The organism is Saccharopolyspora hattusasensis (assembly GCF_050972075.1).
GTDB classification, from domain to species: Bacteria; Actinomycetota; Actinomycetes; order Mycobacteriales; family Pseudonocardiaceae; genus Saccharopolyspora; species Saccharopolyspora hattusasensis.
The window spans coordinates 8,332,210-8,350,208 of the sequence record NZ_JBPCDC010000001.1 but is presented as its reverse complement, the minus strand read 5'-3'; the positions used below and the strand labels follow the sequence as shown (position 1 = coordinate 8,350,208).

The window sequence follows — 17,999 nt, the reverse complement described above, 5'->3', positions numbered from 1 at the left end:
GCTGGCCTGATCAGCCAAAGCAGCAAGGCCAGGCACATGACTGTGATCAGGGCGGCGATTGCCCTTCGGCGTCCCGTCTCCGGCGGCCGTTTCCCTTGTTGCTGGACCTGAGCCGAGGCAGCCAGAGCGCCGGAGTCAGTGCTGGTCCTACCCAGCCCTCAGGTGGCTCCCAGCTCAGGTGGCCGTCCTCGACTACCGCCACGTAGCCGCCCGCGGTGTCGAAACCCCGTGCGCGCATCGCCGCGTCGTGGTCGAGACAAGCGATCGTGCCGTTCTCCAGCGCGCTGGCGACATCGCCAAGCATGGCTATCACGCTCTCCCATAGCGGCTCCGCATCACCAGCCCTTACCTTGTCGTACGCGCGAACGCATCCCCGACGGGATCCTGGCCGTAGATCAACCACGAGGTCGCAACCGCCGTGATCGGCGGCGATCGTAAGCAATTAGGGCACGAACGCTTCCGCGACCGAACCCGCCTGTTGTGCGCTGAGCGAGGCGAGGTCGTCTGGCGCGTGGAAGTCCTCCATCACTTTCAGCCAGATCTCCCTGCTGCTCAGCGTGTCATTTGCCACGAGGAAGGGCTCTGTCGCAATTTGCGTGATCAACTTTTTGGTGGCCGGATCTTGGGGATCATGTCGTGAGCAGGATGCGCTTGCGTAGTAGGTCCAGTTTGGCCCGCCCGAAGGACTGCCTTTTCAGGTATTTCGCCCTGTTCACGGCCCCTTCCGTTGGGCCGTTGCTCCAGGTGAGGGTGAGCCCGGCGGTGACCGCGGCCAGATCTTGGCGGAGGCCGTTGACGAACGAGCGTAGAGCGGGCAGGTTGTCAGCGCGGACGCGGTCCATCCAGTCGGGCAGCAGATCGCCGCGCAGGTCGCGGATCATGCTGGCGAACGCGCCGACGTGGCGGCGGGTGGCCTCCAACTCGGGGCAGCGGGCCAGGACGGCCTTGAGTCGTTGCCCGTCGTCGTCCGGGAGGTTGTCGGGGTCGCGCATGATCCAGCCGACGACCTCCCGGATCTTCGGCGGCCTCGGCGCAGACTCGGGGGCTTTGCCGGTGGAGCGGAAGGGACGCAGGTAGCGATAGACGGTCTGAGCGCTGCCACCGTAGCCCTGCTCGCGGATCTCGCGGACCAACTGGGAGACGTTGGCGCAGCCGTCGTTAAACCGCTGGTGCAGGTAGGGCTTGTATTCGTCCAATAAGGATGAACGGGAGGCGGTCTTGGAGACGAGTTCTTCGACGCTGCCGGCCTGGAAGTATCGGCGCGCGGTCTTGCGGTCGAGGTCGAGCTCGCGTGCCACCGCACGGATGCCCTTGCCCTGGGCACGTAAAGATTGCACGGCTGCGTACCGCTGGCGGATCCGCGCCGCCAGGCCGGATTCGGCGGCCTCGCCAGAGACGGCTGGCTCTGCGACCGGTGTCGGGCTCGGCGACACCTCGGCCGCGCCGTCGGCAACGGTGTCGCCTTCGCCGCGTACATCGTCGACGGCGGGCTCGGTTAGGCAGCCGCGGTGCCCGAGCACGGTCTTCTCCACTGCCTCGCCCAGGTTCTTCCACAGATGCCACCGGTCCGCGCATTGCACCGCCTGAGGCGCACCGCGGGAAGCGCCCTCGGCATAGGCTCCGGACCTATCGCGTGTAATCACCTGGACCTCGGGATGCTTCTTGAGCCACTCGGCGAGGGTGTCGGCCTCCCGACCCTCCAGCACATCGTTCTCTCGGGTTCTTCAGTCTGTGGTGTGACGTTGCGTTGATCGCCCGCGTGGCGCGTCCTGCGACGGTTCTCTCGGGGTGTAGCTCTGTGGCTCCTTGTTGCCGATCAAGAACGAGCAGGGGTAGCCAGTGCGTGTGTTTCCAGTGCAGATGCCCTCGGGTGGCCGGTATTGGACGGTGCTTGACGAGGAGTTGGAGGTGATGCCAGTCGCCGACCGGTTCCTGCGGGAGTTGCGGTTTGGCCGGGATCGGGCCGAGTCCACGACGAAGGCGTACGCGGGTGGCGTGGCGTTGTTCGCCCGTTGGTGCGCAAAGACTGGCCGGGACTGGCGGACGGCCGCGGCCGATATGGGCCTGTTCATGACGTGGCTGAAGTACACCCCGGCCGGCGATGACCGAGTCGTGCTGGGCCCTGGCGCCATGCCAGCGCGCAGCGAGGGGCGGATCAACCGGGTGCTGGTGGCCGTACGGGGCTTCTTGTCGTTCGCGGTGGCCAACAAGGAGGTTCCGCAGTGCGTCCTCGGGCAGATCTACGAGCTGGCTGACGCCCGTGATCTGCCTCTGGAGGCGCAGGGCGAGGACGGCGGGCTGTCCCACCGGTTGCGTGCCCGGCACCGGCTGAGCGAACCGGACACCGCGGTGGACCGTGCCAGCGACGAGGAGATCGTCGCCTTGCTCTTGGCGTGCCGATCGGCTCGCGACCGGCTGATCGTGCTGTTGCTGGCCCGCGTCGGGCTGTTCTCCGCGGGTCCGCCCTGTGGTGGAGGTCGTTTCCTCGCGTTTGCGCAGCTCAGAGGCTGATGGTGATGATGTTATTGGTGCGACAGGTGTGGTGCAAGTGGCTGCTGGGGTTGTTCACCTGTTGGTGTTGGGGGCGTTGAGGCGGGTCATGAGTTCGCGGTTGGCGGCGCGGGCGGCTTCGAGGTCCTCGTCGCGTTCGGCGAGTTGCAGGCGTAGGTCGACGACCTGTTGTTCGAGGTGGGTGATCTGCTGGTGGAGGGCGTCGATGTCGGTTGGGGTGCCGAGTCCGGATTCGCGCCAGGCCTGCTCCCCGAGGGCCTCGGAGAGCCGCTTCTCGAGGTGTTGAACTCGTGTGTTGAGGCGGGCGGCGCGTTCGTGCGCGGCGAGCAGATCGGCTTGCAGCGAGGCCCGGGTGACCGCTGGCCCGGTGCCCTCGTCGGTGGCAGGTGGCTCGGCGTCGGCGGCGTGGATCTTCTCCAGCAGGTCACGGTGTCGGTAGAGAAAACTGCGATCGACGCCCGCGGCGCGGGCGATGGCGGATGCGCCGAGCTCGGAGCCCTCGGCGACGGCGCGGTCGAGGGCGGCCAGGACGCGTTGTCGACGACGTGCGGTGTCGGCGTGACGACCGTCGCGCATCGCTTGGGTTCTCCTGCTTGCCGGCATGGTGTTGACTGGCTGGCTCGTCGTGGCGGTCATGCGGTGGCCTCCGCGGTGGTAGCCGGCGCCGGGACTGCGGCGGTCCGGGCGGTGGGCATGCCGAGGGCAACGGCGTGCGCGGCGCGGTGACGGCGCACCACCGCGACCGCGTCGTGGATGCGGGCTTGCTCGGTCTGGTCCAGGTCGGCGAGGTCACCGTTGATGCGGTTGATCAGCTGCCGGATCCGGGTGATTTCCTCTTGCGTGGGGGTGGCGTCGAGGCGGGCCCACTCGTCGACCCCGTCGACGGTGGCGGCCAGCCGCTCACGGGTGTGCAGCAGGTCGTCGAGGTAGGCCTGTAGGTCGGGCAGGTGCGCAACCGTTGTCCGGAAGTGGGAACAGCCAACACATCGGAAGCGCACCGGGCAGGCTCCGCCCCCGGCCTGCACGTTGGATGGTTCGCTGCAGGTGCCGTAGGGCACGGCAACTTCCCCGATCGCGTAGCGAGCATGTTCAGAGTCCAAAAAGGACTGCGCGTCACGCCAGATCCGGTTGCCGTGCCGGTCGAAGCTGAGCGCGGTGACCGCGTCAACGGCGGCGCGGCGCCGATCTTCCCCGATGCGGTAGTAGCGCCGAGTCGCGCCCCAGTCCCGGTGATCAAGTAGCTCAGCCAGCACGTCGATCGGCACCCCTGCATCGGCATGGCGCTGGGCATAAGAATGCCGCCAGGCATATGGGGTGATCTTGGTCTTGTCGAACTCGGCGCCCTCGCGGGTGCGCAGCATCGGCAGCGCATCAACCCATTCGCGGTGGCGGTTGTCCAGCATGTCGATGCTGATCGCCTTGCGCCCGTCGGGATTACGGCGTGGTGAGGGCAGCAGTACCAGCCGGGCCGGTGGGATAGCGGGGAAGCGGGCCCGAACCCGGTCTTGCTGCTCGGTGATCACCGCGGCGGTGGCCTGGCTGATCGGCAGACGCCGGCCCAGCCGGTCGGCCTTGTGGTTGTCATAGACCAATACGGGGCCACCGTCCTTGTCGCGGTCCAGGCAGTCCAGCGGCAGGCCGAGGATGTCTTCGGGCCTGCGTCCGGTGTCGATACCGAGCTGGGCGGCAACCCTGACATCGACGGGCTCGAGGGTGGCGAGGTTGGCGCACAACGTGGCCATGATCTCCGGCGGCAGGTCCCGGCCGGGCTCACCGCGCTCGGGTTCGGCCGGGATGTCACTACGCCCGAGGGCGAAATCGCCGGGCAGCCCCGCCGCGGGCTGACCGGGCCGGGTCAGGCCCAGGGCGCGGATCCCGGCCAGGACCGCCCGCACGTCGCGGCAGAGGCAGTTCCGGCGGTAGCGGCTGATCTGATCGCTGGATTCCAGGTAGGCCAGCCGATTGAGGAATCCCTCGACGTCCCGGCGGCCCAGCGCGGCAGGATCGCCCCCACGGTCCGATCGGCAGCCGAGATACTCCGAGAGCAGCCCCAGCGCGTTGACCTTGCTGCGGACCCGGGCGGCGCCGCGGCCACGGTGGCGGGGCAGTTGCTCGGCCGCCCACCGCTTGACGGACCGGCGCAGCCACGGCTGCCCGATCCCGAGGAACGACAGGGTTCCGCGGTGACCGAAGATCGCCAAATCCCAGACATCCTTGCCCTGCTCGACACCGGGGTCAGCCAGCGCGCGACGAACATGCTGGGTCAGCGCGGTGAGCAACACCCGAACCGGCTTATCGCGGACAACCTCACCGTCCTCGATCGAGCCGACCTGTTGACGGCGCAGCGTGTCACAGAGCACCCGCAAACTCACCTGCGGGATCTGCGCCCCGCCACGGACACGCTGCTGGATGCCGAACAGCACCTCCACGGCCACCCGAACCGGCAGCGCTCGCAGGTTCACCTGCCCAGGCTCGGCCACACCCGATTCGATGGCCTGCCACTCCCGCTGATCCAGCTCGGGGTCGCTTCCCTGGGCCGCGCGCCAGCGCTGATAGTGGGTATTGCAGTAGCCGCACGCGCCGTCCGCCGCCCGGGTGCACGCCGCCACCTGGCACGGCCGCATCGGCGGGAAAGGTCGCACCCGCGGATCAGCCAGGAACTCCTCCAGCGACCTCCGCGGCCGCCGGACACGGAACTTCTTGGCGTGCGGTTCGCACAACACCGCATGCCGCATCGTCGGCACGCACTGGCATCCCGGCACCGCGCAACGCTCCGCCCGCGCAGGCTCTCCCGGCAGCTGCGCAGCAGCAGCGATCTCCTCGGCGCTCATCCCCAGCCCGGTCAACCGGGTGGAACAGCGGTGACACACCACGCGGAACCTGCTGTGGGCGGTGCCCTCACACCCCTGCGCCCGGCAGACCCGCCTACCCAGCAGCCGATGCTCCGCGGGTGGAGACAACACCCGCATCGCCGGGTCCCACCCCGCCTCATCCAGGAAGTCGCGCTCCACCATCGAGGCCAGGCGCGCCGCCGGGCCGTCCAACTTGACCCCACCCAACACGTGCGGGAACTCACGCGCATCCTCGGCGACCGCGACGGCGCGCGCCACGACGGTGCTCACCGACCCACCTCCGCCTGCTCGCGCGGGCTGGGCACCGCGTCCACCGCAGCCCGCAGGCGGGACGGGTCAGGATGCACGTACACACTCGACGAGGAGACCGCAGCGTGCCCCAACACGTCGGCGACCACATCGATCCCGGCGCCGGCATCCGCGAAATTGCTGCCGGCGGCATGCCGCAACTGGTGCGCGCGGACCGGCCCGTCGAGCCCCGCCCGGCGAGAGGCCGCCGCCATCAGCTCCCCGACCGCGTCCGGACGCATCGGCGCGCCGAGCCGGCCACGGAACAGATTGACAAACACATGGTCACTGTTCCTGGCCTGCGGCACCCTCATGCGTTCGAACTCGTAGGTGTCGAATGCCTGCACGACAAGGAAATCCAGCGGCACCGCCCGCTGACGGCGGGACTTCGCCCACGCCCCGTTCGGATTGTCCTCCCTGCGCACCACGTGCAGATGCGACCGAGACACCTCGCACCCCAGTGCACGCGAATCCATCAGCAAGTGGACATCGCTGCGGCGCAGCCCGCACACCTCCCCACGGCGCAGCCCTGCCCGAGCCATCAACAACACGATCAGCCGGTCCCGCGCCGAGCGGCACGCCCGCAACAGCGCGACAATCTCGGCGTCACTGACCCGATCGATCGTGGTTTCCGGCTCCCGCAACCGATGCCGCGCTCGCAGCCGCCACGCCATCCGCCCCTCCGCATCCCGAGCGGCCTCCGGCAGATCACGGTCGTCGGCCACCTCATAGAGCAGCGACACCAAACCAGCCGAGGCCTGCCCGGCGGCGACCGCGTGCACCACCAAGCCCCGCACCGCGGTCAGGATCGCGTTGATCCGTGACGGGGACCGCGCCAGCGCGGCGCCAGGACCCGCGAACACCACCCCACCGCTACCGGAGGCCTCAGCGCTCGAGGTGTCCGGCCCGGCATGAGCCAGCCAGGTAATGAACAACGCCATGTGTTCGATACCGGCCTGCCAGGACCGCCCCGTGCGGGCACACCACCGCAGGAACAACGCGATCGCATGCGCATACGCCTTCGTCGTGGACTCCGCCCCGTCGCGACCGAACCGCTGCTGCCGCAGAAAGTCATCGGCGACGGCCACCACCTGCAGATCCTCATCCAGTACCGTCCAATACTGCTGGCCGGACGGCAACCTCACCCGGAATGCCCGCATGCGTTTCTCACTCTCAAGTGGACAGTGTCGTGAACGACTACCAGCCACGAGCACCACACCCACGGAGAACCGCCGCACCACCAGCAAGATCACCCGGTTCAGGCGACATCATGCAACAGGGTCAGGAACCCGGGAGAAGGGATGCGTCGCAGCGAAGTGGCAGGCCTGCGTCGCAGCGACCTGCATCTGTTGCCGGACAACCGATCCGTGGGGTGCGAGGTCCGGGGAGCGCATCTGCATGTGGTCCGCCGGGACAACATCAACGGGGCGTGGGCGAAGTCGCGGCGCACTCATTCGGCGCCGGCGGACTTCCTAGTCGTGCGCGCCATCGACCAGTACGTCGCCGAGCGGGAGCAGTGCCCGGCGGCAGCTGACAGCGACTTCCTGCTCGTCAACCTCTTCCGGGAGCCGCTGGGTGGCCCGGTCCCACCGGACGCGATCAACGAGCTGTTCGGGGCCCTGAGCGTGCGCGCTGAGCTGGCCAGGGCGGTCTCGCCGCATATGTGCCGGCACGCGTTCGGCAGCAATCTCGCCGACTCCGGCGCCGCGCTCGATGAGATTCAAAACCTGATGCGGCATGCCAGCCCCTCATCCTCGCAGCCATATCTGCACCCGGATCCCTCCCGCCTGCGGGCCGCCGTTGACCGGGTGCCCACGCCCCGCGCGCTGGTCGAGGGGATCTCCCGGTGACAGCGGCGGCGGCTGCGCTGGAGGCCAAGGGCGACGAGGAGATCACCGCGGGTCTGTGGGAGGCGATCGAGCCGGAATTCGTGACGTTGCTGGGCTGGGATCCCGCGGTGAGGATCCTGTCCTTTCCGCAGGAGCATCCCCTGCTGGGGTGGAAGGAGTGCCTGGTCGAGGGCTGCGAGAAGATCGGCAGGTCGTCCAAGCACCTGTGCGCTGCCTGCCACAACCGCTGGCAGGCAGCCGAAGAGACGCCGTGGGAGGAGTTCCTCGTCACCGCGAGACGGCACTGGCGCTCGATAGGCGCGGGCCGCTGCTCCGTTCCCTCATGTCCACGTCCGTGGAAGAGCGCGCGGCTCCTACTTTGCGGCACCCACTACGCCCAACACGGCTCTCTGCGACTGCCGCTGGCCGAGTTCCTGGCGCACCCCGACGTGGTGGCCCTGCCCGCCTACGGCCAGTGCCTGGTGGAGGCCTGCACCCGTGATCGCGGCGGCGCGGCCCCCTACTGTTCTGCCCACAAGTATCGGTGGAAAGTGGCGCAACAGCGAGGGAACGCGCCGGAGGAAGGCCACTGGCGGCGGACGACGTCCGCCGTCGCGGAGAACAACACGGTGAGCCTTCGCGGGCTGCCGCCGCGCGTTGTCGCCGAGGTGATCCATGGGCTGCAGGAACGCACCAAGCAGGGCATCAAGAACAACCTCACGCGGCTGCGGCCGCTATGCGACCTGGCCCGTTCGCAGCAGGTGGCGTCGCTGGGCGACCTCGATCCCGAAGCTATGCCGAACAGCCATCGCGGGCTTCACAAAAGCATCGTCCACCATGCTGTTCGGCGAAGGCTCACCCCAGAATCCGAACGCCACAAGGACGTCTGGGAGCTGTCCGTGTTCGGGATGCGCGGAACGCTGCGGTTCACAGAGATCAGCCAGCCCTGGCTGCGGGAGGCCACCAAGAAATGGGCGTTCGACGATCTCCCACGACACCGGGGCACCTCGATCAGAGGGATCCTGCAGTCCCGGATCAACTCGATAGCGCAGCTATCCACGAGCCTGCGGCTGCAGCGCGAGGATCACGGCAGCCTGCCCGCGCTCCTGCTCCGCGCCGACATCACCGCCTTCTGCAACCGGCTCGCCTACCTCACGCAGCAGGGCACGATCAGCGCCTACCGCAGGATCGTGTTCTGCCGCGACGTCCGGCTCCTGCTGTCTCGGATGCGGGCGATGGGGCTGACCCGGCAAGGCGAGCCCATGTCCGGGATGCCCGACGAATTCACCCTGGGCCCAGACGACATCCCAGACGAGCCCGAGGACGCCGAAGCCGGCAGAGACCTCCCGCCCGAGGTCATGCGGCACCTCTGCGCCCACCTCCAACTCCTGGAAGACACCAGCTGCACAGAGATCCGCGTCGCCGTCGAATTGCTGATCGACACCGGGCGCCGGCCGGATGAGATCTGCCAACTCGCCCTCGACTGCCTGGAACGCGACGCCGACGGCAAGCCCATGCTCGTCTACGACAACATCAAAACCCACCGGCATGGTCGCCGGCTTCCGATCCCCGCGGCGACCGCCGCGGCGATCGCCGCGCAACAGCAGTGTGTCCGGCTGCGGTTCCCCGCCGAGCCCACCGACCTCCTCAAGCTCCTGCCCGCCCCAGCCCGGAACCCACACGGGCGGCGCTCGATCACCGATAACGGTGTCACCAGCCGACACCGGAAGTGGGTCGACGCGCTACCCGACATCCTGGTCCCGATAGCTGTCACGGTCGATAGCAGAACGACGACGAAGATGCTGCCATTCGACAAGAGAAGGATCTTCCCCTATGCCTTCCGGCATACCTACGCGCAACGGCACGCCGACGCCGGGGTTCCGGTCGACGTCCTGCGCGAGTTGATGGATCATCGTCAAATCCTGACGGCGCAACGGTATTACCGGGTCGGGGAAGAGCGTCGCCGGGAGGCGGTGGAGCGCGTCACCACGATGCAGTTCGACCGGCATGGCAATCGTGTTTGGCGGCAGGCCAAGGCCATGCTGGACTCCGAGCACGCCCGCCGCGCGGTCGGCGAGGTCGCCGTCCCTTATGGAGGATGCTCCGAGCCCAGCAACGTCGCCGCGGGCGGCCACGACTGCCCCGTCAGATTCCGCTGCATCGGGTGCGGCCACTTCTCCAGCGACGTGTCATTCCTGCCGGATCTGCAGGCATATCACGATGACCTGCTGCGCAACCGCGAACGGCTGCTCGCCGCACTCGACGCCGACGACTGGGCCAAATCCGAGGCCATGCCCTCCGACGAGGAGATCACCCGGATCCGGCGCCTGATCAACCGCATGAACGCCGACCTCGCCGACCTCAGCGACGAGGAACGCTCCCAGATCGAGGACGCCATCGCCCTCGTCCGCCGCACCCGCAGCCGGGTCGTCGGTTTGGGCATGCCCCGCGTCCGCCAACCCCTTCCCGACATCCGACCGGACCGGAGCGCATGAGCACCAGCAACCAGATGATCGAGGGCCGGCGAGCGGACTCGGCCCGCCGCCGCCAACGGGTAATCAAGGCCCTCAACGAGGCCACCGCCCATGATGGGGAGATCAGCGTGTCGGCCATCGCCCGCGCCGCGAGCGTTGACCGCACGTTCCTCTACCGTCACCACGACCTACTGGCCCAGATCCACACCGCCCAAGCCAACCCACCAGCCGCCGAGGGCCACGGCCCCCTGGTCAGCCGGGCCTCACTCCAAGCCGACCTCGCCAACGCCCAAGGCCGCCTGACCCGGCAGGCCTCCCACATCCGGCAACTGGAGAAGAGACTCACCGCGGTCCTCGGCGAGCAAGCCTGGCACGAGTCCGGACTCGGCGCACCCGCCGACATCGACCAACTCCAGCACCGCGTCACCACCCTCGAGCAGCAAGTCGTCGACCTCACCGATCAACTCGAGCGCCGCGACGATGAACTCGCCGCAGCCCGCGCGGCCAACCGGGAACTCATCGCCAACCTGAACCGACGAGCCTGACCCATCCACACGGTTGTGGGCATGAAGACCACGGTCCTCATGCCCACAACCGTTTTCATGCTCAGCGCCGAGCCTGCTCACGTCGTCTCACGCTTGATCCTCACCCAGTCGACTGACGATCAGGCTGCCCGCTTGCACGACACCTGTTGCGATCACTACTCTTCCCAGACATAGCCGCTGAGCTGCTGAGACTCCGTCGCGGAGCCTCGCCTCAGACTCTGAACCCCCGGAGAAACATCGACGGGTCGATGGGTGGCCATGTCCAGCAAGATAGTGGCGTAGTTCTGCCCACGTCTGATCGCGAAGTCATCCACCCCGAGCACGGTTACCGCTTCCACCGGCGGGTCGGGCACGGCTCGCACCAGCCGCAACAGCGTGTCCCGTCCCGCCCGCAGCCCCAGACGATTGGCCAGTCGGGCTCCCGCACGGCCGGCCAGCGCCAGCCCGATCGACTCCAGCATCCCGCGCAGCGGCAGGCTCCGCCGGGCATGGCGCATGGTCAGGCCCTCTACCTGCTCGGCGAACGTCCGCACCGAACAGTCCTGGTGAGTGCAGAAAAACCGCCGCACCCGCAGCCACAACACCACCGGCCGACCTGCCACCGCCACGTCCGCCACTGTGCGGTCGTACCGACTATGCACCCGCGCCGAACAGTTGCCGCAGGCCGGGCACGCCGCCGAGGAGGCCCTGGCCGATGCCCAGATCCGCACCCCCGCGTCTTCCTGCTCCACCCGCTCAACCACCACCCCGGCCAGATGCGGAAGCAGCACGCCAACACCGTGATCATCACACACGAACCATGATCGCAAAACCAGGCCAGCGCCGATCACCCAGGCAATAGTTGATCACGCAAATTGCGACAGAGCCCTAGTTCGTGGCAGCTGACACTCAGCGCTGCGCGGATCGCAAGCGGGTCGTAGAGGAACGGCAAGATCTGGGCCATCGCGTGGGTGCCATCCGCGCAGCGCCGCCACGCCACCAGATCCTCCGGTAATTCACCCCCCGAGCGCGGCGCCCGCCGAGGCGATGTCTTCTTCCGAAGCCGGGGTCGACCTATCCATGGCCGCAACGGGTACCAGGCACCACCGACACGATCGGGCCGTCGGCGACGTGACCACCCGGGCGATCTCCCGCCGTTCGCTCCGGTGGATGATCCCGGCCGCTGCGCCGGGTACTTCCCCGAGACCTCGTCGGCTTCGCGATCCTGGGCGGATTCACCTTCCTGGTCGATCTCACGATCCTGGCGTCGTTGCGCACCTGGACCTGGTTGCCGCTGGCGGTCGCGGTGACCGTGTCCTACGTGCTCTCCTTCGCGTTGAACTTCGTGCTCAAACCAGTGATCAACTTCCTCGCCCGCTCCGATCGGCCGCCAGGCCCTCCGCTACGCGGTGGTGAGGGGCGAGTTCCACAGTCATCTGCCGCTTCGCAGGGAACGTGGCGGATGACGGCGTACCACGTCGCGGAGGTGATGACCGGGCTGCGGTCTGACGTGAGCCGGTGCTGTCTACCATGTTGGCGCTGCTGGACGCCGTGTCCTTCGTGGACTGATGTAGCGGAGCCCGCCATGGCCGGCCGAACGCGTCCGGGGAGGTTCACCATTTCTGGAGCAGGAGGCTGAGGGCGGTGGCGGCGGTCGTTGCGCCTGCCGCGATCATCCAGCCGTGCGGGAGTAGCGGGCTGGACCCGAAGAATTGGCTCAGCCCGGGTGTCTGGACGACGGCGGCCAGGGCCACGAACGAGACAAGCGCACACCCCACGACCAGTGGTGTCCGTCCGCGCACGACCAGGGTCTGTCCGAGCTGGGCGGCGACCAGTGCCACGAGTGCGATCGTGTTGGCTTGGCGGAGGGTTCCGGTCGCTCTGCCCAGGATCCACGCACAGATGGCGGCCCCGGCGGTGACCGCGGCACGGCGGTAGATGTCGTGGGTCAACGCCGCGCCAAGCGAGGCTTCGGGGCCTTCGGCCAGCAGCATCTCGGCGGTGATCGTCGGCGGTGGCCTTACCGCGATCGCCATCGCCGGGAGGATGTCGGTGAGCAGGTTGACCAGCAGCAGCTGCCGGGCGTTGAGGCTGCCCCCGCCGTTGATCAGACCGGTGACGACGGTAAAGCCGATCTCGCCGAGGTTTCCGCCGAGCAGGATGGCCAGCGAGTCGCGCACCGATGCCCACATGGCGCGGCCTTCCACGATGGCGTCGACGATGGTCTCGATGCGGTCGTCGGTGACCACGAGGTCGGCGGCCTCACGCGCCGCAGGAGTTGCGCGCTCCCCCAGCGCGATGCCGATGTCGGCCAACCGGATCGCCGGGGCGTCGTTGGCGCCGTCCCCGGTCACCGCGACCACACGGCCGTTGCGCTGCAGGGCCTCGACGATGCGCGCCTTCTGTGCCGGGCTGACCCTCGCGAACACCGCGACGGCGGCTACTTCCGCCGCCAGCTGCTCGTCGTCGAGGGTGTCCAGTTCGGTGCCGGTCATGACGCGGCGTTCGTTGAGCGCGTTGAGTTCGGCGGCGATCGCCTCGGCGGTGCTGGGGTGATCGCCGGTGACCATCACGACCTCGACACCGGCCCGCTGGAGCTGTGCGACGGCGGCGGCCGCGGTGGGCCGTACCGGGTCGGCCAGCACGACGAATCCGATCAACCGCAGATCCCGGATCCGGGACTCGTCGAGATCACTGCGATCCGAAGCAGCCCGCTCGGCGACAGCCAGCACCCGGTAGCCCTGCCGGGCGAGGTTTTCGGCAACACGCTCGACGCCTCGACCAGCGGTACCCTCCAGCGGCACGTCGCCATCTGGTCTGCGCCACCGGGTGCACTGGGCCAGCACGATCTCCGGGGCACCTTTCACACTCAGCAGATTGCCGTCGCTGAAGGTGCCGAGCACCGCGTGGTAGCCGCGGGAGGGCTCGAAGGGCATCTCGTCGATCGGCACCCAGCCCTGCTTGCCTTCGGCCGGGTGCACTCCCGCGCCGCGCGCGCCATCGACGACCGCGCGATCGGTGGGATGCGGGAGCAGTTCACCGTTGTCCACCAACGGACTTGCCCGCAAAGCACCCGCGAGCACTCGGCGTTCCACTGTGGATATTTCTTCGAGCCACCGGCTCGACGCGCCGTCGGATACCCGCCGTAGCGCGATCCGCCCTTCGGTGAGGGTGCCGGTCTTATCGAAGCACAACACCTGCGCCCGGCCCAGAGCCTCGATCGTCGCGGAGTTACGCACCAACGCCCCGCGTTTCGACAACCGCCGGGCAGCCGCGAGCTCGGCGACGGTGGCAACGAACGGCAATCCCTCGGGAACGGCCGCCACCGCCAGGCTCACCGACCGCCCCAGCGATGTCCCCAACCGACGCCCCCGCAGCATGTCCGTGACCAGCAGAACCCCACCTGCTCCCAGGCAGACCGGCACCGTCACCTTCGCCAGCGTCTGCAGGCGAGCCGCGACACCATCTGCACCTCGTCGGACCTCAGGCCCGATCACGCTGCCGGCCTCGGTGTTCGCACCGATCGCGACCACGACACCCACGGCTCGCCCGGCGGCGACCGCGGTGCCCCGGTAGATCATGCAGGTCCGGTCCGCGACCGGCACCGCCGGAGTCGCCGTCACTGTCTTGGTGACCAGCATCGACTCGCCGGTCAGGCTCGACTCATCGAGCTCCAGCCCGTCCGCCTCCAGGAGTCGGCAGTCGGCCGGAACAGCATCCCCGGCCACCAACTCCACCACATCACCGAGCACGAGCTGGTCAGCGGGCAACTGCGTCACGTTTTCCTTGCGGCGCACCACAACCCGAACAACGCTGGCCGCCAGCAACTTGTTCAACGCACGGTCCGCGGTGATACGTTGCACGCCGCCGATCAACCCGTTCATTCCCAGCACGCCCAGGATGATCGTCGCGTCCGCGACGGCACCGATGCTCGCCGAGATCGCGGCCCCACCCGCCAAGGCAGGCGTCAACGGACTCGCCAGCTCCTCCAACGACGCCCGCAGCACACCCATCCGGCGGAAGTCCGCTCCTTCGTCATGATCCGGGAAACGCTGGTGCGCCGCATCATCGGTCAGGCCCTCTGGTGAACTGTCGAGCAATTCCAGCACCGTGCCGGGCGCCATCGCATGCCAGGCAGTGCGCGGCACGGCGCGCGGAACCGGGCGCCACGCAGCCTGCATCCCCCACCACGTTCCCGCTCCCAGCGCGATCGCCGCACACACGGCCACCGGAATTCCAGCACGGGCCTGACTCCCGATAGCGGGCCCGAAAGCGGCTAGCGCCGCCCCGCCGACCGAACCGATCAACGACAGCTGCGCGCTGCGCCTGCTGACATGACGCGCGGTCGACACGTTGCGCAACAACGCACACGGCTCCCCCAGGCTCGCGCCCGCGATCAGGTGCGCACCCCACGGAACCTCACCATCACGGGTCACACCGAAACCGACATCCGCAGCCGCCAGCGCCGCCCGCGCCTGCGAGGACACCACAGCGACGACACGGCCCTCCCGCTGCATCTCCCGCACAGCCGAAGCCAGCCGCACCCCACCCGCAACCACGCGATCAACACCGATCCGCGCCGCCAACCGGCCCCCATCCCCAGCGACGACCACCGACCCGACCCCACGAGCTGCCGCGACCAACTCCTCGGCGAGAGGATCCAATTCCTCGGCGGCAAGGACCCACGCAACGCTGCGCGAATCGTGGCGGAGCGCGAACACCTCAATGCCGGGCCCCGCCGCGCCACGCACATCAGAAGGCAACCGCGACCGAGCCACCGAAGACAGCGACCAACCCTCACGCCGCGTTCCATCCGCCTTGGTCACACCGACCAAGTGGTGCGCCCGTTCCCACAGCTCAACGACCGCGTGATCGCTCTGCGCGGGAATCACGTCATGCACCAGCCGAGCACCAGTGCGCACAACGCCGGCGTCGATCACCACCGTGTCGACCCGGTCCAACCGCCGCAACACCCGGGGTTCGAACACCAGCGTCGTCCGCTCGGACAACCCGTACCCCAGCTGCGCCGCGAACGCGCCCCGCCCCACCTGCGCCGCGCGCGGCGCGCCCGCGACCAACATCGCTTGCGCACGCTGAAAGCTCCGCGTCACCCCGAGCATGCCCGCGAACGCCGCCGGCCCAGCGAGAGCCGAACCGTTCGCGGCGCGCTCGACCGGGCCATCGGGCAACGGCACAGGGCGCCGCCGAACCGCCACCGGCGCACTGCGGTGACTGGCAGGATGCGTCCCCGTTCCGGCTTCCCACCGGGCCCAGCTCCGCTGCGCCGCCTGCGTCTCCCGCAACAGGCAGAACCGGTACCCCGATTCCGCCAGCAAACTCGCCGGACGCTGCGCGAGCGTGTTCGCCATCGCACTGCTGAGCCCGAACAGCAGGTCAGTGGCGGTCTTCCCGATCCGCGTTTCCAGCGGCCCTCGGACCCGGGAGACCGACTCACCGGTCGACACCAGTGCCGGAACAGACGGCGGCAGCGCGGGCAGCGGCAGCAGCCGGGCCCCCATCGCGATCGCAGCGCCAGTCAAGTTCGCACCCAGCATCGTCGCCTCGGCAATCACCTTCGCCGGATTGTCCGGGTGGCTCGCGCTGACCGCGGCGAACGGTTCCTCGTCCAAGCCGGTGTCCGCCTCGGCATCCTCCACCGCACCCACCAGCCCGGCGATCCCCACCAGGTCCGGATCGTGCCCGATGACCACCCGCCCCACCACAGCGTTGATCTCGACCCAGACAACGCCCGGCACCTTCTCCAACCGCCGGACGATCCGCTCGCCGGCTTCCTCGCTCCCCGGCTGGTGAACACCACGCACCTCAACGTGCGCACGCCCCTCCGACACCCAAGCCCGCCGACGCCCCAAGCCCACGATGCTCTGCGCGGCAGCCGCCACCGGCGCCACGATCTGCGAGGCCAACGCACCCAACGTACGCAACATCGAAGGCGCTCAGCCGTTCGACGCCGTGCGAGCCGAATCCGCTGAGCCGTTCGAACCCGATTCCCGCGATCGCGCACGCGCTGCTGCTCTAGCCACGACCCGCCTCCCTGACGCACGAGCACGTTGGTAAACCACGAGCGTAAGACACGCGAACGCCACGCGAACCCCGAAAGACCCGTGTAGGAGGCACCAGTGACTGAGGTGAAGGCAGAGCAGGCCAGCGAGGCCGCCGCGGCAGACCTGGCGGTGATGGATGAGCAGATCCAGCAGCTGGCCAATCGGGCCGTGCTGAAGGGCTGCGGCTGACTGGTGAGGGTGGGCTGCTGGGCCGGCTGACCAAGCTGGTCACCGAGGCCGCGCTAGCCGGCGAGATGGATGATCATCTCGGCTACGGCAAGCACGACCCGGTCGGCCGCGACGGCGGCAACTCGCGTAACGGCACACGGGCCAAGACTTGTCCAACTGCTGCGGTTCCTCTCGGACGCCCAACTGCGTCGGCGGACCACGGCCGAGACGAACAAGGTCGAGTCCTACAACAAGTTCTCCTCCTGGTGCCGGTTCGGCAACCACGGGGTGATCGCCGCCAACGACCCCGAGGAGCAGGAGAAGATCCTCAAGTTCTCCACCCTGCTGACCAACACGGTCATTTTCCACACCACACTGGACATGATGATGGTGGTCCGCGAGCTGATCGCCGAGGGCTGGACGATCACCCTGGAGGATCTGACAGTGCTCTCGCCGTACCTGACCGCCCGCATCCAGCGTTTCGGGGAGTACGCCACCGACGAGATCGAACTGACCCCGGAACCGTTCGACGCCCGCCTTGAGCTCGACCTCGCCCCGGCGGCGGCTCAGTGAGTCACCGTTGTTGCTCCCCGGCCAGGACGGCGAACGGTGTTGCCGCGCTCCCGGATCTGCAGCGGACCGCCTGCTGCCCAGGTCATAGACAGAAATTGCCCCGCTTTGTTCTGGCGCGTAGCTGCGGCGCCGGACTGGTCACATTTTTCTATGCGCATTGCTGCATCCGATACTAGGCTTTTAGGGTCAATGAAATGCTCGGAACGAGCGAAAGGTCGATGGTGACGATGGCGCATCACGAGCACCCCACGCACGAACACGCTCACGGTGAAGGCTGCGGCCACGTCGCCGTACCCCACAGCGACCACGTCGATTACGTGCACGATGGGCACCTGCACCGGGTGCACGACGACCACTATGACGAGTGCGAGCAGGGCGAGCACCTCGTACACGAAGGGCACGAGCATGCTCACGGTGAAGGCTGCGGCCACGTCGCCGTACCCCACGGCGACCACGTTGACTACATCCATGACGGACATCGCCACGCCGTCCACAGCGACCACTACGACGAGCACTGAGCTCGCCCGGTTCTGGTGGGACTAGGTCGGGCTGGACGCCAGGTCCGGCGTAGAACCTTCCTATCGGACCAGGTGAACGAACCCGCAGCGAGCTGGATGCCAGGCGCGACCTGGCTTCACACACCTCGAGCTGCGTGGCAAACCACGTGACACCCGGTCACTTTGGCGTCTCGGTTGGTTTCGCGCAGCAGACAACGGTT

At 68.3% G+C, this 17,999-nt stretch carries 15 protein-coding genes and 1 pseudogene; 8 read left to right on the top strand and 8 right to left on the bottom strand.

Annotated elements, in window-relative coordinates:
- Positions 1–46 precede the first annotated feature (46 nt).
- The 3 genes from ACRXBZ_RS39500 to ACRXBZ_RS39490 form a co-directional block, all read right to left on the bottom strand.
- Complete coding sequence (locus ACRXBZ_RS39500; protein WP_433883426.1) at positions 47–304, bottom strand: hypothetical protein; 258 nt, start codon at positions 302–304, stop codon at positions 47–49.
- A 138-nt stretch (positions 305–442) separates the two neighbouring features.
- Positions 443–571 carry a hypothetical protein gene (locus tag ACRXBZ_RS39495; RefSeq protein WP_433883425.1) on the bottom strand — a complete coding sequence of 43 codons (129 nt, stop codon included), beginning with the start codon at positions 569–571 and terminating at the stop codon, positions 443–445.
- A gap of 58 nt (positions 572–629) precedes the next feature.
- Complete coding sequence (locus ACRXBZ_RS39490) at positions 630–1,706, bottom strand: ISL3 family transposase (RefSeq protein ID WP_433883424.1); 1,077 nt, start codon at positions 1,704–1,706, stop codon at positions 630–632.
- A gap of 133 nt (positions 1,707–1,839) precedes the next feature.
- On the opposite strand from ACRXBZ_RS39490, the gene ACRXBZ_RS39485 reads away from it, so the two are divergent.
- On the top strand, positions 1,840–2,511 hold the full coding sequence (locus ACRXBZ_RS39485) for a site-specific integrase (RefSeq protein ID WP_433883423.1): 672 nt from the start codon (positions 1,840–1,842) through the stop codon (positions 2,509–2,511).
- Between the two features lie 54 nt (positions 2,512–2,565).
- On the opposite strand, the gene ACRXBZ_RS39480 is transcribed toward ACRXBZ_RS39485, so the two are convergent.
- From ACRXBZ_RS39480 to ACRXBZ_RS39470, 3 genes are read right to left on the bottom strand one after another with little or no spacing between them, the layout of a single operon-like run.
- Entirely contained in the window at positions 2,566–3,147 is a 582-nt protein-coding gene (locus ACRXBZ_RS39480; RefSeq protein WP_433882206.1) for a hypothetical protein, read from the bottom strand.
- The gene (locus tag ACRXBZ_RS39475) at positions 3,144–5,633 is read right to left on the bottom strand and encodes a tyrosine-type recombinase/integrase (protein ID WP_433882207.1); all 2,490 of its coding nucleotides are present in this window, start codon (positions 5,631–5,633) and stop codon (positions 3,144–3,146) included. Before ACRXBZ_RS39475 ends, ACRXBZ_RS39480 begins: the two co-directional genes overlap by 4 nt.
- Complete coding sequence (locus ACRXBZ_RS39470) at positions 5,630–6,811, bottom strand: tyrosine-type recombinase/integrase (RefSeq protein ID WP_433883305.1); 1,182 nt, start codon at positions 6,809–6,811, stop codon at positions 5,630–5,632. Before ACRXBZ_RS39470 ends, ACRXBZ_RS39475 begins: the two co-directional genes overlap by 4 nt.
- A 141-nt stretch (positions 6,812–6,952) precedes the next feature.
- Here ACRXBZ_RS39470 and ACRXBZ_RS39465 point away from each other — a divergent pair, with 141 nt between their 5' ends.
- Genes ACRXBZ_RS39465 through ACRXBZ_RS39455 form a run of 3 tightly spaced genes read left to right on the top strand, consistent with a single transcriptional unit; the run spans position 6,953 to position 10,499 of the window.
- The gene (locus tag ACRXBZ_RS39465) at positions 6,953–7,501 is read left to right on the top strand and encodes a tyrosine-type recombinase/integrase (RefSeq protein ID WP_433883422.1); all 549 of its coding nucleotides are present in this window, start codon (positions 6,953–6,955) and stop codon (positions 7,499–7,501) included.
- Positions 7,498–9,975 (top strand): site-specific integrase, encoded by a 2,478-nt coding sequence (locus ACRXBZ_RS39460; RefSeq protein ID WP_433883421.1) that lies wholly within the window; start codon positions 7,498–7,500, stop codon positions 9,973–9,975. Before ACRXBZ_RS39465 ends, ACRXBZ_RS39460 begins: the two co-directional genes overlap by 4 nt.
- Entirely contained in the window at positions 9,972–10,499 is a 528-nt protein-coding gene (locus tag ACRXBZ_RS39455; RefSeq protein WP_433879186.1) for a DUF6262 family protein, read from the top strand. Before ACRXBZ_RS39460 ends, ACRXBZ_RS39455 begins: the two co-directional genes overlap by 4 nt.
- Positions 10,500–10,654: 155 nt before the next feature.
- On the opposite strand, the gene ACRXBZ_RS39450 is transcribed toward ACRXBZ_RS39455, so the two are convergent.
- Positions 10,655–11,269: a transposase family protein gene (locus ACRXBZ_RS39450; protein WP_433879185.1), complete on the bottom strand. Its 615-nt coding sequence runs from the start codon at positions 11,267–11,269 to the stop codon at positions 10,655–10,657.
- Positions 11,270–11,748: 479 nt separating this feature from the next.
- Between ACRXBZ_RS39450 and ACRXBZ_RS39445 the strand changes: the two genes are divergently transcribed.
- Positions 11,749–12,117: a hypothetical protein gene (locus ACRXBZ_RS39445; protein WP_433883420.1), complete on the top strand. Its 369-nt coding sequence runs from the start codon at positions 11,749–11,751 to the stop codon at positions 12,115–12,117.
- Here ACRXBZ_RS39445 and ACRXBZ_RS39440 read toward each other — a convergent pair.
- Entirely contained in the window at positions 12,092–16,423 is a 4,332-nt protein-coding gene (locus ACRXBZ_RS39440) for an HAD-IC family P-type ATPase (RefSeq protein WP_433883419.1), read from the bottom strand. The two genes, ACRXBZ_RS39445 and ACRXBZ_RS39440, sit on opposite strands and share 26 nt — an antisense overlap.
- Before the next feature lie 249 nt (positions 16,424–16,672).
- Between ACRXBZ_RS39440 and ACRXBZ_RS39435 the strand changes: the two are divergent.
- From ACRXBZ_RS39435 to ACRXBZ_RS39425, 3 genes and pseudogenes are all read left to right on the top strand, one after another.
- Positions 16,673–16,902, top strand: a pseudogene (locus ACRXBZ_RS39435) (transposase); the annotation flags it as partial.
- Complete coding sequence (locus ACRXBZ_RS39430) at positions 16,799–17,281, top strand: Tn3 family transposase (RefSeq protein ID WP_433883418.1); 483 nt, start codon at positions 16,799–16,801, stop codon at positions 17,279–17,281. The pseudogene ACRXBZ_RS39435 and the gene ACRXBZ_RS39430, both read left to right, overlap by 104 nt.
- 221 nt (positions 17,282–17,502) lie before the next feature.
- Positions 17,503–17,799 (top strand): hypothetical protein, encoded by a 297-nt coding sequence (locus tag ACRXBZ_RS39425; protein ID WP_433883417.1) that lies wholly within the window; start codon positions 17,503–17,505, stop codon positions 17,797–17,799.
- The last annotated feature ends 200 nt before the right edge of the window (positions 17,800–17,999 follow it).

Coding starts and splice junctions, on each gene's coding strand:
- ACRXBZ_RS39500 (WP_433883426.1), bottom strand. CDS start 304: ATGCTTGGCGATGTCGCCAGCGCGCTGGAGAACGGCACGATCGCTTGT.
- ACRXBZ_RS39480 (WP_433882206.1), bottom strand. CDS start 3,147: ATGACCGCCACGACGAGCCAGCCAGTCAACACCATGCCGGCAAGCAGG.
- ACRXBZ_RS39470 (WP_433883305.1), bottom strand. CDS start 6,811: ATGCGGGCATTCCGGGTGAGGTTGCCGTCCGGCCAGCAGTATTGGACG.
- ACRXBZ_RS39465 (WP_433883422.1), top strand. CDS start 6,953: ATGCGTCGCAGCGAAGTGGCAGGCCTGCGTCGCAGCGACCTGCATCTG.
- ACRXBZ_RS39455 (WP_433879186.1), top strand. CDS start 9,972: ATGAGCACCAGCAACCAGATGATCGAGGGCCGGCGAGCGGACTCGGCC.
- ACRXBZ_RS39440 (WP_433883419.1), bottom strand. CDS start 16,423: ATGTTGCGTACGTTGGGTGCGTTGGCCTCGCAGATCGTGGCGCCGGTG.
- ACRXBZ_RS39430 (WP_433883418.1), top strand. CDS start 16,799: ATGATCATCTCGGCTACGGCAAGCACGACCCGGTCGGCCGCGACGGCG.